Below are 14,191 nucleotides of genomic sequence, written 5' to 3'. Positions count from 1 at the left end.
AACATGTTTTTGTTTAGTAAAAAGCCCCGCTAATAAATTTAACGGGGCTTTTCGTTATTGCTGTTTTTTTATCATTTTTTTCTTGGCCTTCCTGGTCCTGGCTTTATTTTCTTAGTCGTCTTATTCTTCTTAGACTTTTGTGATTTTATTATCGGACGAACAAGCTTATTTTTTCTTGGTCTACCGGGTCCGGGTTTGATAGTAATTTTATTTGGCGCTTTTTTATTCCGGTTTATACCCTTGTTTGACTTAGTTCCGGTGTTTTTTCTCTGCAACTTTGTTTGTTTTTCATGGTTTATACGACCCGCTCCAGTCTTTTTACTTTTTTGACGACCTCGATTCGATCTAATCTTTTCTTCAGCTTTAACTGAATCTGTTTGAGGTTTAGTCAAATTCATCTTTTCGATCATACGTGCGTACTTCATAATTTCTTTGAATTGACCTTCGCTGTGAAGCCCTGCTTCCTCAAGCACTTTTTCAGCCGATCCGGTAGAAAGGTGGTGTCCATGCCGGAATGGATGCAGTGTGCGGTTAAGTCCTTCATTCCATCTTATCCACTGATACATTGTAGGCAATGTAAAATCTGTCAAACCCATTGCGTGGGTACGGAGATGTTCCGGAAAAATAGCCTCCTGTTCCTTTTCAGGAAGGAGTTTGAAAAGTTCAGTGCTGGCAACATAAAAAATATTCATGTTCAAACCGGCTTTGTCGATTTTTTCCAAAACTCCATTGATAAACATACTGGCTACTCCGCAGCCTTGCAGTACCAAGGTGCCGTGATATTCACGCGCATTCATATTGGCTCGGCGAAAAGCATAAACACCTTTAGCTGCAGCGATCGCTGGATCCAATCCGAGTTTGACACGATCTGGGACTGTCTCGGCGGGTCGGGTTACAAAAGGTGCAAGCACGGCGGGTCGCTTCATGAGCCCTTCGATCATAAGGGGCCACACTTCGTCCGGTGACCAGGGTGTTAGCGTTATAAGTTTGCCTGAGGGGAAATCTTCACATAGAAGTTGCAAACACTGTGGGTCGGCATGTGTCGGTCCGTCTTCTCCGGTTTTAGGACCTGCGTGCCCATTGACCATAATCCATGTATGCATCGGTTCGCCGGTACGTTCCCAATAATTTTGCTGACCGATCGAATGACACCGCGCTGCGGTGTGTTCCATCGCGACAATAAAAGCCGCGTACGAGGCGCTGATGCCGATATGATTACGATAACTTGAAACACCGGACATAAAAGCGCCCATCGCGTCTTCACAAATACCACCCACAGGTACTAAACGTGCACCCGGATTGGTTTTTGCGTTAAACATACCGTCCGAAAATCCTTTTCCAACAGCCGCAATGCTTGTTGATTCGAAAAGATCGGCGGCCGTTGCTACTAAGGCGCCATTTGATTTTTTGTTAAGATAATTAAGAACTTTACCTACTTGTCCGCGAATGGTGGTGGATGTTCCCGGCTCCAAACGAATATCGTCAGGCATTGCGCTTAAGTTGACTGTGCCGTCATAAATATTGGCTAGCTTTGGCGCATGTGCGCGGTGGGTACGGCTATGAGAGTATAGACGATCTTGAGATAAGGCAAGGCGTTTGGCAGCTTCTTGCGGTAAAAAAGAATTTTTTTCAAGCACTTCACGAATTACTAAAAGCGTATTCCAATAAAAGGTTTCAACATCCACAGGGTTTTTTGCATCGCCGGCAAAACGAGGAAACATCACACCAAATTGTTCTTCAAAGGGTTTGATGAAATTATAAAACTCAGGCGAACAAAATTTATAACCGGCACCATGTGAAGCTTTACCGGTGACGCCATAGGTATAACCTTTGACCGTGCGATACACGATGGCTGTAGGCATATCGGATTGGAGAGATAGAGCAATTTTTTGAGCCGTGAGTACCTGATGATAATTGTGGCCTTCGGGTACAAAAATAACATTCCAGTCATTAAGATACATGAGTTCAACAGGATCCCACTGTACGTAGTCGCCGTGTTTATCACCTTCAGCGGTGCATCGGTCTGAATCAATCGTTGATTGATTCCAATCAATGTGTAAAACCGCATTACGAAGCTGAGCGGAAGCGGCTGCGGCTATAGCTTCATAAACACGACCCGGTGTCATGCCGCCTTCTCCTTCGAGTAAATGTGTACGGGGAGGATTTTCGGGGTACATGTCCAGTGCACCAAAAGCAAGACCGAATGCCGCAGGTACGCCAACACCACTAGGACCGGTTGCCGTTTTCACAAAAGGAACAATGCATGACGGATGGCCATCCAGTGAAACCGATTTAAATTTTTCAAATAATGGCGTACCTTGCGTCGGGTTTTTACGAAAACCTAAAAGATCTTCAAGGCGCAATTGACGGCGTTCGGGGGCAAGCATTCCGGGATTGGCTATGCGAATTAACTCATTGCGTAACGCCCACATGGCATACAACCCCATGGCTTTATGGCCGGCAGTGTAGCAAATCATGTCGTTGATATCGATATCCGGCTTGGAAAAATCGTAGTCCATGGATTGGTATAAAAGACCCTCAACGATACGTCCACTGGACAGACTTCCACCAGGATGGCCGGATAAAGGTACAAAATTATAGAGAATCCCACACATTGTGCGGTACACAAGATCAAGTTCTTCAAAAAACTGTATATCTTCTCCGGAGATCGTCGAAGGTTTTTGAGCCAAGATATCACTCACATCATAAAATTTTCCTCGACGGCGCTGAGAATGAATCGGATTCTTAGAAGACGGAAGGTATTCCATGCGAAAACTCCAAATTATGAAATCATGGTTATTGTGTGTGAATTACAACCGGCAGGCTTGCGTCTTGCTCCTAAATGCGATAAGTTGATGCTATGCCAAAGCCGGAAAAACATGAAGAAAAATCAGATTCATATCGCATCGTAAAATACGAATCGGATGAAGCGAGCGAATATAATGATTTTGAAATTGCGCCGCAAACGCCATTTACAACCAACATCAAAGGGCGTTCTTCCGGGTTTAATCCACCCAATCGTTTTGATACGCAGCATCAGGATAAAAGCATAGACGATATTACAGAAGAAGATATAGATCCTGAACGAACTGTACCCACGGAACTTATCGAAGACAAATCACGAACTATTCTTTCAAAAAATGACAGTCCCGACATACCTTTTACTTATGGAATCAATCCGTATCGGGGTTGTGAACACGGATGTGTTTATTGCTATGCAAGGCCTTCACATGAATTTTTAGGTCATTCCTTAGGTTTGGATTTTGAAACTAAAATTCACGTCAAATACGATGCTGCAAAACTACTTGAGAAAGAATTTTTGAAGCCGTCGTGGAAAGCGGAACCAATTGCTTTTTCTAGTAACACAGACTGTTATCAGCCGATCGAGCGAAAATTAAAAATTACGCGTGCATGTTTGGAGGTGTTTCTCAAATATAGAAACCCCGTGCGAATGATTACCAAAAATTATCTTATAACGCGTGATTTGGATATCATTTCACAACTTTCAAAGCTGAATTTATTCGGGGCCATGATCTCGATCACGACGTTGGATACAGGTCTTGCGCGTAGATTGGAGCCTCGCACATCGCGACCCGATAACCGTCTTAAGGCGATCGAATTATTAGCTAAAAACAATATTCCTGTGGGTGTTTTGATGGCTCCTATTATCCCCGGACTCAACGATCACGAAATACCCGAAATATTAAGGAGAGCTGCAGATTCGGGAGCGACCAGTGCCGGATATACCGTACTTCGATTACCGTACCAGTTGCGTGAACTTTTTTCTGATTGGCTTACGCGAAATGAGCCCAATAAAAAGGAAAAGATATTACACGCTATCCAATCGGTGCGCGGAGGAAAACTAAATAATACGGAATTTGGAAAACGCATGCGTGGCGAAGGTAATATGGCCGACCACATATCAAATTTGTTTAACCTGTTTTATAAAAAATACGGATTCGATAAAAAAGTGGTACGCGGAGAACCAGCGAGTTTTCTACGCGGCGGGGTGGTACAAGAAAGCTTATTCTGAAAATATAAATACAAAGGAGGTTTATGAATTGGAACGACGCCTTGATGCCGATCATCAAAAAGTATAAAAACAAAAAGCATCCTTTAGAATACAAAAACAGATACCAGCTTTTAGTCATGACGCTTTTATCGGCGCAGGATTCCGACAAGCATATTAACGAGGTCGGGCCGAGGTTTTTTGGCGTTTATCCGTCTATGCGCGAACTGGCTAAGGCGACAGAAGATGAAATCGCGTCACACATACGAGATGTGCGCAATTTTGGTAACAAAGCTAAATGGTTAGCCGGCATTGCAAAAACTGTCGGTTCAGATGAAAACATACCGACTATGATGGAAACTTTGACATCACTCAAAGGAATAGGCCGCAAATCGGCCAGTGTGATTATTCGCGAATCCGGAGGACCAGCGGAGGGAATTATCGTGGATTTGCATGTCGTACGTGTGGCGCCCAGAGTAGGCGTTACAAAAGAAGAAAAGCCGGAAAAAATAGAAAAAGATCTAATGGCTGTCGTTGAAAAGAAATATTGGGGTGATGTAGGTATGGCTATTTCTTTTTTAGGGCGTGAAATTTGTAGACCCACGAACCCCAAATGCGAAGAATGTCCTGTCAATGAAAACTGCTCATACTTTCAAAATCAAATCCGTTCTGCAAAGTCTAAGAAAAATTAGTTTGACGCAATCCTTTCGGGCAAGTCATTCACCTTGAATTTTCCTCTAGTGTTTTGTAACATGGACAAAAATTAAAGAGATCATACATGAAGTTAGATGCTTTGTTTTTCGGTGCGCACCCTGATGATGTAGAGTTATCGGCCGGCGGAACCGTCGCTAAATTGGTCAAACTAGGATACAAAGTCGGGATTTGTGACATCACACGAGGCGAGGCCGGGACGCGCGGATCAGCCGAAATGCGCGATAAAGAAGCTGAAGATGCAGCAAAAATACTAGGCGTAAACGTGCGTGAAAACCTGGAATTACCCGATACCGAGTTTATCAATGATCGCGCCAATCAACTCAAAGCCATTCGTATCATTAGAAAATACCAACCGGAATTTGTTTTTTGCCAATATTGGAATGATCGCCATCCCGATCACATGCATGCCAGTGATTTAGTACGCGAATCGTCTTTTTACAGCGGTCTTTCCAAAATTGAGACGTCGGACAAAGGAAAATTACAGGAGAAGTTTAGGCCTGCGAAGGTTATATATTATGCTGCGCGGTACGAATTTAGCCGGATAGACGGGCATATATTTATCGTAGATATTACAGATACGATCGATATCAAAATGAAAGCAATGGCTGCTTTTGCATCGCAATTTTTTAATCCGACTTACAAATCCGACGAACCACAAACCTATATCAGTTCTCCGGAATTCACTGATGCCATTCGTAACCGGGCGGCGCATTTTGGTTCGTTGATTGATGCAAAGTACGGAGAATCTTTTCTTGTGCGCGAATTTCCCTCTGTACCCGATCCTGTTAAATTTTTCAGGGACGGCGGACAGGATGTCAATAAGCTCGGATTAGCTTAATTAATAAAGAATATTTTAAAAAATACTTTTTTGAAAGTAATGAAAACAAAAAACTCTATACATAATCTTTTTGAGCGGATCCAATTAGTAAAAAAGATAAACGGCGAACAATCACTATTTCCGTCCTACGAAAAGTACTTTGATCGTAAACTTAAGACCATGGATACCGAATCGAATCTGAATCGTAAACTTTTAGCGTGGAAAACGATTCTAAGTTTACACGGAATTGATGTTGAAAACAAAAAAGTATTAGTGGCCGGTTGCGGCGCCGGATGGGAATGCGTCTATATGTTTACTTTGGGAGCAAAAGAAGTAGTTGGCTTAGAAGTAATGGAAATGTTTGTTAAGGGGATGGAAAAAATGTTCCCTATCCTTGGACTGCCACCAACTGTGAAACCAATACTACAGGATATTCACACCTACACACAAGATTCTTACTATGATTTGATACTCACTGTTGATGCTATATCACATATGTATGATCATAAGTTGTTTTTGAGTTCTTGTTTTAAATTGCTTGCTCCAAACGGCTTATTACTAATCATTGATGATAATAATGCACTTAATTATAGACGCCGAAAAGAAGTTGAGAATATTTGGGAATCATGGGAAAAGAAAGGACTTGATCTAAAAAGCAATGATGGTAAAACAAAACATATCAATTCGTATGAAGAAGATCGGTATGAATATATTTCCGAACGATTTCCTGAATTATCAAAAGAAGCAAAATTTTTGGCTGAACGAACAGCTAATTTTAACCGGCAGCAAATTGATAACGCAATTTTGAATTATAAAAAAACCGGAATCATGCCTAATTCTATGTATCGTCGAGGTGTTATGGCTTATGATTCGAAATATGACATGCCTAAGGAGAAACAGTTCAATCCATATATATTGGCCATTGAAATGAGAAGAGAAAAATTTATTAACACTTTACATCTACCAAGTTTGATTACAACCGATACGTTTGTCAGAAAAGCTATTGTTAAAGCACTGATAATTTTGAAAGTGTTTAGCTACTTTCTTTTTTCGAAAGGCTTTAGTATCTCGGGTCGTAAACCATCACAATGAATAGTTTAAAGAAAACAATGCAAATCTGCATATACGAAGACGACCACTACGTAAATTTATATCCGCTCACACTGACACGGCCGGTATTCGAATTACGTTGCGGCGCTTCAACTCTTGCCGAGCGCATTGCAAGATATTTCCCGGAAGCAGAAATTTTTTATCAATGCCGGCCGCTGCTGGCTTCGGTGTATCATGAGCAACATCCTGATCGCCGAATCAATCATAAAATTTCCGGGGAATGTTTGTTTATCAACGGGCGTGTGCTTATGAACGATGCTTTGATGCAACAAATGTCAGAGCACAGCGGAGGAGAGTTTATAAACCAAGGTGTTATAGTTGGTTTTTGGAATAGTGTGAAATCGGTAAAATTGGATGCCGATGCCCGGATGATAAAATATCCATGGGATTTGATGAAATATAATGCAGAAGGCCTTCGTGAAGATTTTGATCGAAACAAACCGGGTCATACACGAGCAACGATTTATGCGGGTGCGCATTTGGTAAATGCTGATGCGATCACGATCGGCGAAGGGTCATCTATAAAACCAGGCGTTGTGTTAGATGCTGAGCACGGCCCTATTATGATCGGCAGCCATGTTCAAGTGATGCCTAATGCTGTCATTGAAGGTCCGTGCTATATCGGAGACCATAGTGTGATAAAAATCGGTGCAAAAATTTACGGCAGTACATCCATTGGCCCTGTTTGTAAAGTCGGGGGCGAAGTTGAAGGCTCGATCATACAAGGTTATAGCAATAAACAGCATGATGGTTTTCTGGGGCATTCGTATATCGGAGAATGGTGCAATCTTGGCGCCGATACGAATACGAGTGACTTAAAAAACAATTATGGCCCGGTATCCATTACGATCAATGGAGCAGAAATTAATACCGGTTCTTTATTTGTAGGCTTGACGATGGGAGATCATTCCAAAAGCGGGATCAATACGATGTTCAACACCGGTACGGTAGTCGGTGTGTGCAGCAATGTTTTCGGTGGAGGATTCCCCCCCAAAGTTATACCATCTTATGCGTGGGTAGATTCGCCGAAAATAACATTGTATAAAATGGATAAAGCGATGCAGGTCGCAAATACTGTAATGGCAAGGCGCAAAGTGACGTTGGGTGAAAAATATAACCTGCTTTTGCAGTGGATATTCGAATTTGCCAAAGACGAACATGCTAAATTATGAATGAATGGTTAAAAAATAAGAAATTTATAGTGAAAGCGCTTGGTGCGCTTACATTGGTTTTGCTTACGGTTCACCTCATTATTTCAATCACACGTGTTTCTAAACAAGAAGATCCTTTTGCTTATATCAAAGAAGAACCTGTAGCTGAACAGGTTATTCCTGAACCGCGACGACTTACGATTGGCGTCAGTTTGGAACAACTCAATCGGTATGTACCTTTTGATGAGGCCATTGATTCGCTCCTGACTCATGAATTTGATATCCAACCTGGTTTTATCAAAAGCGAACGCATTCAACTGGAAAACGTCAACTATATCCGTAAAGTCATACAGCTTCCAAAGAATTTTCCAAATACGCTTTTTGTGCTCGATATGAATGTTCTATCCGAGCAGCGGGATTGGGATATCTTTAGTGTCAGTGAAAAACTCAACCGTCAGGCCGGCGCCAGTGACTTTACGATGGATATCGGTCGTCGTAATCTGATATACAGTCGCCTTGAATTTACTGTAAATCCCAGATTACGGCCTATGGGCAAAGAAGTGTTTTTTGTGGTGACAGGTTTTGGAAAGAATTTTGACGATCTGACGCGTTCATTTGTTGAATTGCCTGAAAGTTTTGCCATTCTTGTACCTAAAACGGAATCCAACTATAAAATCATAGCCCATGAAGCAGAACGAACGGGCAAATCTGTGATGACCTATATGCCGTGGTCAAAATATATTTATTATTTTGATGAAAAAGGCGGTGATCAGGAAAGACTTACCCAAGCTTTATACGAAAACCTTGAAAAAGCGGCGAACCGGGCTTTTATCGTCTGCGAATATTCATCTGCAACCTACCAAGTCCTCAAAAAAGAACTCCCCCGCTTAGCCAAAAAAGGCTATATCCCCCGCACGTACATTCAAAAGTGGTGAAATCGACTGCAAGTTTTTTATTGTGTGAATGATTTTAAGTAATAAGTGTAACAATCTAAAACATAATTCTTTTAGAAATAACAGAAGAAATAATATATTTCCACTAGTCTCCATGAAGCTCCGCGATATCACGCGGGGCTAATTTGTTCGGTATTAAGAAATACCTAATGTGTCTTTTACTTTTCTAAAATCCACCTAAGCGCATTGAGTAATTCTTTGTGTTTCGGTTCAGGTATCGTGTGACCTATGTTTGGGTAAGGAACAAAACGAACACTATGGCCGGATTGGGCTAATGTATCCGCTACAGAACTAATATGTGGATAATTTTGTTCTAACGTTCCATGTCCGATATAAAACCGATATTTTTCACCTGAGTTAAGTAAAAGGGAACGCGTATCCAAAGAGGCTCCAAATAAAATCGCCCCTCGATTGGGTATTATCTTCTTTAAGGTCAGATAAGCCGCCAGCGATCCTCCGGATGAAAAACCGGCAAAATAAATTTGTGTGGAATCTATCTGAATACGTTTTCGTACGTCAACTAAAACATTTTTGATATAACGCTCGGTAGCCTTATTGCGATTCCACCCAAAACCCATATTCATTTTTTCTAATCCTTGCGGCGTTACTAGGATGAGACCAAGAGAATCCGCTGATTTCTTCCAAAAGTCATGAAAAGCTTCTGCTCTATCTCCTGAGCCATGCAAAGCAATAAGCACTGGGGTCGGGCGTTTTGATTCGTATTTATTAGGAACTGTAAGCAGTACAAAAGAATCAGGAAAATCAGTTGCATGAAATTTGTGTGTCACACCCGGTGGTATTTCCGGAAAGCCGGTGGAGCAAGATTCTAAAAAAAATAAAATTAAGAATAGATAAAATTTATTTCGATTCAAGTTGCACCGCTGGAATAATATAGTCAGATAAAATTTTTTCGCTTTGTGCATGTGCTTTTCCAGTACCGTACCACGTACTTGTGATTACAACTGTGAGATGTAGCTCGGGAAACACGGCGATTTTACTTCCACCGTTACCGGCCATATAATACCCAAAGTAGGTTTTGTCATTAGCGCCAAATTTTTGTAACCAGCATAAATAACCATAATCGGTGTTTTCACGAGCCTGAGCATGGGGTTTTGTGGATTTTTCTATCCACGATTCCGAAATGATACGCTTCCCGTTCCATATACCTTTGTTTTCATACAGTTGAGCGATTTTGAGTAAGTCGCGGCTTCGTAAACCAAGCCCACCGCCTGTCATTGGCATTCCCATAGGTGTGATTTGCCATGCAGTTTGCTGAATTCCCAACGGATCGAACAAATATTTTTTTGCAAATGCGTCAACACGCATATTGGAGCTACGTTCCAATACACCTCCAAGCAAAACTACACCGGCTGTACAATAACTAAAGCTTCGTCCGTAAGGCGAATCCTGAGGTTTGGGATTCCATGCAGCAAACCCCCGAATCGGCAAATCCAGGGCGAACTGAACGTAATCCTCAATAAGATACATGCGCTCTTCGTTTCCGTTCGAGAACTGATTATCGTCATCGCATTCGAGCAAAGAGCTCATGGTAAGCAAATCTTCTATGGTAATTTGATTTTTACGCGGATCGGGATTCCGAATTTCCTTTTTGTCCCTGAAATACGGAAATACAGGTGTTTTTTCCGAAGGAATAAACTGTTGATCTATCGCTAAACCGGTAAGTATTGCTGTGATAGTTTTGGTAGCGCTGCGTGTATTGTGAAGCGTAGCTTCGTCGGCGCCGTTATAATACTTTTCAAAAACAAGCGTTCCATTGCGTGCGATCAAAATACTCGTAATGTTTTTTAAAACACCCTGACTTGCAGCGCTATCCAACTTGAGCAAAGTACTTGGTAGTATATGCATCGAAGAAGCGTCGGAAACTTTGATACCGTCGTGACGATCTATAGGAATCTGAGAAACCAAAGGAATACTCGTACAAAGGACCATGCATAGAATTACGAAAATTTTCATACTGCCCCTCTATGTTTTATTTTAGTGTTATCATAATATAACACGTACGGAGGCTTGGAAATAGAACGTATTTAACATGGTTCATTGATCTTGCACAACTCTCGGCGATAGCGAAACGGCGTTATTCCGGTAACTGCTTTGAAACAACGAACGAAGTGGCTTTGGTCAGAAAAGCCGCATTGCAACGCAATATTAGTAAGTGACAAAGAAGGATCATACATCTGCTCAATAGATTTTTGCAGACGTATTTGTCGAATATATGTACCCAACGGAACACCGAAATATTGAGTGAAGGCGCGCGATAAATGTACCGGGTGTATATGCAGAGTCGTGGCCAGTTCAATCAATGTATGCGTGTCAAATGGGCGGGCATGCAAAACATCTCGTATTTGCGCTACCCACAAAGGCTTATTTGACTGAGAAGCCGTAGTTTTAGATACATGCAGAAGAGCGCGGCAAAGCGCATCTTCTATAGAAACCACAGAAGCCGTATCCGGGCAACTGAGTTCGCGCGCCATAGAATAGAATGCGATACGAACTGCAGGATCGGTAATCTGAAAACTTCCTTCAAACATGCGACGATCCAATTCCAGATTGTCAAACCAAGACTGCTCGATTTCGATATGGAATCCTTGAGTGAATTCTGGAGGTTTAATATTACAGTGTGACTCTTGCCAATAATGAAACAATAAGTCACCGGGAGCACACCGTACGGTTTTTTTTCGATCGGTTTCGATCAGACCGCCGCGAAGAAGAAATGTGAAATAAGCATTTTGATGGTAATGCCAATCTACATAATCATGGGTATAAACCGTTTTGGTAAGCGTAATACCGTCCAGATGCATAATTTTATCGGTATCACCGAAAAATTGCCCTGTTCGCATCTCTTTCATCGTTCAGATTCCTGTAATGGTGTCAAGAACATGTAAAACATGAAAACCTATTAGAATGTTTACTGTGTATAAAAATTCTGATATTTAAGATTCTGTGTGCGCCGGTGATAATGTATGAAGCGAAAAAATATAAATTTTGTGCGGAGTTAAAAACCATTACTTGTTAGAAAGCCAACGCAAGCCATTTCATTTGTTGACAATCATAAGATCGTTGACTCTACTGTTACGCGTTTAATAATGTGAAGTTCCATAACGGAGTAGTTAAATCATTCTAATGAGATTTTGATTTCTTCCATACCACTATAAAACATCAAAACCGTTGTTAGGTTTTTTCACAATTGAGGCGGGTAAGCTATGAAGCAATGTTAACCGATGAGGCGACGATGATAGTTTACTTGTCCGATATGGTAGTTTAAATGTGCAAGCAGGTGCAAGAGCATGTGTTCGACGGTTACTGTTTTGCCATGCTTCTCGATCGGATAATTTTGATACAGTGCGGAGTCATCCATGCGGGAAAGAGTTGTCTTCACCATCACAATCGTTGCATCTATGTCCTGTATTAGCTTAATGCGTGGAACACCGGAATCAGAAAATTCACGTTCCCTTTCGCGAATGTATCCTGTTTTTCCGAGTACGGCACCAATGAAATGATTGATGTTACCGACCAAATGCAGTGCAAGATTCCCGGCCGTATTTCGGATATCGCCTTCGATCTTCCAGATAGCTGTTTCATCGCTGTAACTTGCGAGTTCTTCTTTGAGCTTCAGCAAATCGCGTTCAAAAAATTCAGATAATGTTTCAATAATCATGATATTACCGGGATAAATAAAATATAGTTAGTTGACACTAAAGCGATCCAGGTCAATGCCTGTTCCTGCACTGCGATTTCGCGAAGCTTTACGGGCACGTTTTTCAGCCCATTGGCGTAATGCCGAAATCTGTTCGGCCATGACACGCGAGAGCGGCACCGTGGCACGCAGGTTATTTGAAATATCGTCGGTTGTCAATTCACGTCCGGCCTCAAAAGCATCGTACAAACCGGCAATGATAGCCTGTTCGATCTCGGCACCGCTATATCCTTCGGACAACAAGGCTAGCTTTACGACGTCAAACGAATCCGTAGTACGGTGGCGCTTCTGAAGATGAATAGTAAAAATAGCTTCCCTCTCTACTTGTTCCGGCAAATCCACAAAAAAGATTTCATCAAAACGACCTTTACGAAGTATTTCCGGAGGAAGAAGAGTTATATCGTTGGATGTAGCAATTACAAAAACAGGTTTCTTTTTTTCCTGAAGCCAGGTGGTAAATGAACCGAATACTCTCGCGGCTGTGCCGCCATCAGAAAAATTGGAACTTGCCATACCTGAAAACCCTTTTTCGAGTTCGTCAATCCACAAAATACAAGGACTGATGGATTCGGCTACTTTGATGGCATGACGCATATTGGCTTCAGACGATCCGACAATACCGCTAAAAACACTGCCTACATCCAGTTTGAGCAACGGCAGATTCCAATGTGCTGCTACAGCTTTAGCCGTGAGGCTTTTTCCGCAACCTTGGGTACCAACCAATAAAAGTCCCTTCGGTGTAGGCAATCCGAATTGAGCGGCGCGTTCAGTAAAAGCCTCCGCGCGTTTAGTAAGCCATTGTTTGAGATTTTCAAGTCCGCCGACTTGTTCAAAATTTTCATCCGGAGAAAAATATTCTAGGGTGCTTGATTTCCTAATGATCTGCTTTTTCTCTTCTAATACTTCTTGGATCGTATGTGCGTTGATCGCTTTGCTGTGCACTACCGATTTAGCCAGTACATTTTCAAATTCTACCAAGGTTAACCCTTGTGCGGCTTTCAATAGTTTTTCAGAAATCTGCGGTGTCAACTCCAGAACCACATCACGGCGCTTATTGAGAACTTTGAGTGCATTTTGAAAAGCGATATTGAGCTCCGCTAAACCCGGTAGATCAAAATCCATAACCGCGATATCTTTGGATAGTTCGAGAGGGATCGTCATTTGCGGTGCGACGATAATAATCGTTTTATTGCTTTTACGAAGTAATTTGGAAAGATCGCGCAATTGGCGCCGAATACGGTGATTTTCGATAAACGCGTGAAAATCAAACAAAACAAAAATGCCGTTATCTTGAGAAGCTGCAATATGGTTAAGCAACACTTCGGGATCGGATTTGGATTCGTCCAAATGGTCTGGCAACACATAATTATACAAGCCCTGTGTTTGCGTCCAGACAAAAAGCATTTTCCGAAGATGAATAGCGATCTGATCGAGCGTTTTGAGAATGCGCTCTTCCTCCCATGAAACCAAATAAATCAAAGGGTAGCGCGCTTGTATGTAAACTTCGAGATCGTTTTGCATAAGCTGGGACTACTTTTTTTAGAAAGCTAAAGGTTCATCAAAGAAAATACAAGAATAAACATTACTATATGTGTGGTTAAAATTGTTACAAAGCGTCAAAATAACATGGCAATAAATCCGTCAAAGTAGATTTTTGAAAATCATTTTTGAAAGTTAAACTAAATAATAACAGTTTTTTATAGATTGGCACAAAGCCTGCAT

At 41.7% G+C, this 14,191-nt stretch carries 12 protein-coding genes; 6 read left to right on the top strand and 6 right to left on the bottom strand.

Going from position 1 to position 14,191, the window contains the following annotated elements; genetic code table 11:
• Positions 1 to 71: 71 nt before the first annotated feature.
• Positions 72 to 2,768 (bottom strand): hypothetical protein, encoded by a 2,697-nt coding sequence (locus HUU58_03850; GenBank protein ID NUN44792.1) that lies wholly within the window; start codon positions 2,766 to 2,768, stop codon positions 72 to 74.
• A gap of 92 nt (positions 2,769 to 2,860) precedes the next feature.
• On the opposite strand from HUU58_03850, the gene HUU58_03845 reads away from it, so the two are divergent.
• The 6 genes from HUU58_03845 (at position 2,861) to HUU58_03820 (ending at position 8,736) form a co-directional block, all read left to right on the top strand.
• Positions 2,861 to 4,033: a PA0069 family radical SAM protein gene (locus tag HUU58_03845; protein NUN44791.1), complete on the top strand. Its 1,173-nt coding sequence runs from the start codon at positions 2,861 to 2,863 to the stop codon at positions 4,031 to 4,033.
• Between the two features lie 23 nt (positions 4,034 to 4,056).
• The gene (locus HUU58_03840) at positions 4,057 to 4,701 is read left to right on the top strand and encodes an endonuclease III (protein NUN44790.1); all 645 of its coding nucleotides are present in this window, start codon (positions 4,057 to 4,059) and stop codon (positions 4,699 to 4,701) included.
• 86 nt (positions 4,702 to 4,787) lie between these two features.
• Positions 4,788 to 5,561: a bacillithiol biosynthesis deacetylase BshB1 gene (gene bshB1 / locus HUU58_03835; protein ID NUN44789.1), complete on the top strand. Its 774-nt coding sequence runs from the start codon at positions 4,788 to 4,790 to the stop codon at positions 5,559 to 5,561.
• Positions 5,562 to 5,720: 159 nt separating this feature from the next.
• Positions 5,721 to 6,632, top strand: coding sequence for a class I SAM-dependent methyltransferase (locus HUU58_03830; GenBank protein NUN44788.1), 912 nt, complete (start codon positions 5,721 to 5,723; stop codon positions 6,630 to 6,632).
• A gap of 17 nt (positions 6,633 to 6,649) precedes the next feature.
• A complete protein-coding gene (locus HUU58_03825) occupies positions 6,650 to 7,822 on the top strand; it encodes a GlmU family protein (protein ID NUN44787.1) in 1,173 nt (390 codons plus the stop codon).
• Positions 7,819 to 8,736 (top strand): hypothetical protein, encoded by a 918-nt coding sequence (locus HUU58_03820; protein ID NUN44786.1) that lies wholly within the window; start codon positions 7,819 to 7,821, stop codon positions 8,734 to 8,736. The genes HUU58_03825 and HUU58_03820 overlap by 4 nt, the downstream gene beginning before the upstream one ends.
• 176 nt (positions 8,737 to 8,912) lie before the next feature.
• On the opposite strand, the gene HUU58_03815 is transcribed toward HUU58_03820, so the two are convergent.
• The 5 genes from HUU58_03815 to HUU58_03795 form a co-directional block, all read right to left on the bottom strand.
• Positions 8,913 to 9,626: a hypothetical protein gene (locus tag HUU58_03815; GenBank protein ID NUN44785.1), complete on the bottom strand. Its 714-nt coding sequence runs from the start codon at positions 9,624 to 9,626 to the stop codon at positions 8,913 to 8,915.
• Positions 9,613 to 10,620 (bottom strand): serine hydrolase, encoded by a 1,008-nt coding sequence (locus tag HUU58_03810; GenBank protein ID NUN44784.1) that lies wholly within the window; start codon positions 10,618 to 10,620, stop codon positions 9,613 to 9,615. The genes HUU58_03815 and HUU58_03810 overlap by 14 nt, the downstream gene beginning before the upstream one ends.
• Positions 10,621 to 10,799: 179 nt before the next feature.
• The gene (locus HUU58_03805; GenBank protein NUN44783.1) at positions 10,800 to 11,621 is read right to left on the bottom strand and encodes a helix-turn-helix transcriptional regulator; all 822 of its coding nucleotides are present in this window, start codon (positions 11,619 to 11,621) and stop codon (positions 10,800 to 10,802) included.
• A gap of 365 nt (positions 11,622 to 11,986) precedes the next feature.
• A complete protein-coding gene (locus HUU58_03800) occupies positions 11,987 to 12,430 on the bottom strand; it encodes a DUF1572 family protein (protein NUN44782.1) in 444 nt (147 codons plus the stop codon).
• Between the two features lie 27 nt (positions 12,431 to 12,457).
• A complete protein-coding gene (locus HUU58_03795) occupies positions 12,458 to 13,990 on the bottom strand; it encodes an AAA family ATPase (GenBank protein ID NUN44781.1) in 1,533 nt (510 codons plus the stop codon).
• Between the last annotated feature and the right edge of the window lie 201 nt (positions 13,991 to 14,191).

Source organism: bacterium (genome assembly GCA_013360215.1).
GTDB lineage: Bacteria > CLD3 > CLD3 > SB21 > SB21 > JABWCP01.
The sequence above is the reverse complement of the archived record's forward strand: the minus strand, read 5'-3'. Positions and strand labels throughout refer to the sequence as shown.

What these genes read in the sequence shown, in the direction of transcription:
- HUU58_03850 (NUN44792.1), bottom strand. Translation starts at nt 2,768, where the DNA reads ATGGAATACCTTCCGTCTTCTAAGAATCCGATTCATTCTCAGCGCCGT.
- HUU58_03845 (NUN44791.1), top strand. Translation starts at nt 2,861, where the DNA reads ATGCCAAAGCCGGAAAAACATGAAGAAAAATCAGATTCATATCGCATC.
- HUU58_03840 (NUN44790.1), top strand. Translation starts at nt 4,057, where the DNA reads ATGAATTGGAACGACGCCTTGATGCCGATCATCAAAAAGTATAAAAAC.
- bshB1 (NUN44789.1), top strand. Translation starts at nt 4,788, where the DNA reads ATGAAGTTAGATGCTTTGTTTTTCGGTGCGCACCCTGATGATGTAGAG.
- HUU58_03830 (NUN44788.1), top strand. Translation starts at nt 5,721, where the DNA reads ATGGATACCGAATCGAATCTGAATCGTAAACTTTTAGCGTGGAAAACG.
- HUU58_03825 (NUN44787.1), top strand. Translation starts at nt 6,650, where the DNA reads ATGCAAATCTGCATATACGAAGACGACCACTACGTAAATTTATATCCG.
- HUU58_03820 (NUN44786.1), top strand. Translation starts at nt 7,819, where the DNA reads ATGAATGAATGGTTAAAAAATAAGAAATTTATAGTGAAAGCGCTTGGT.
- HUU58_03810 (NUN44784.1), bottom strand. Translation starts at nt 10,620, where the DNA reads ATGCATATACTACCAAGTACTTTGCTCAAGTTGGATAGCGCTGCAAGT.
- HUU58_03805 (NUN44783.1), bottom strand. Translation starts at nt 11,621, where the DNA reads ATGAAAGAGATGCGAACAGGGCAATTTTTCGGTGATACCGATAAAATT.
- HUU58_03800 (NUN44782.1), bottom strand. Translation starts at nt 12,430, where the DNA reads ATGATTATTGAAACATTATCTGAATTTTTTGAACGCGATTTGCTGAAG.
- HUU58_03795 (NUN44781.1), bottom strand. Translation starts at nt 13,990, where the DNA reads ATGCAAAACGATCTCGAAGTTTACATACAAGCGCGCTACCCTTTGATT.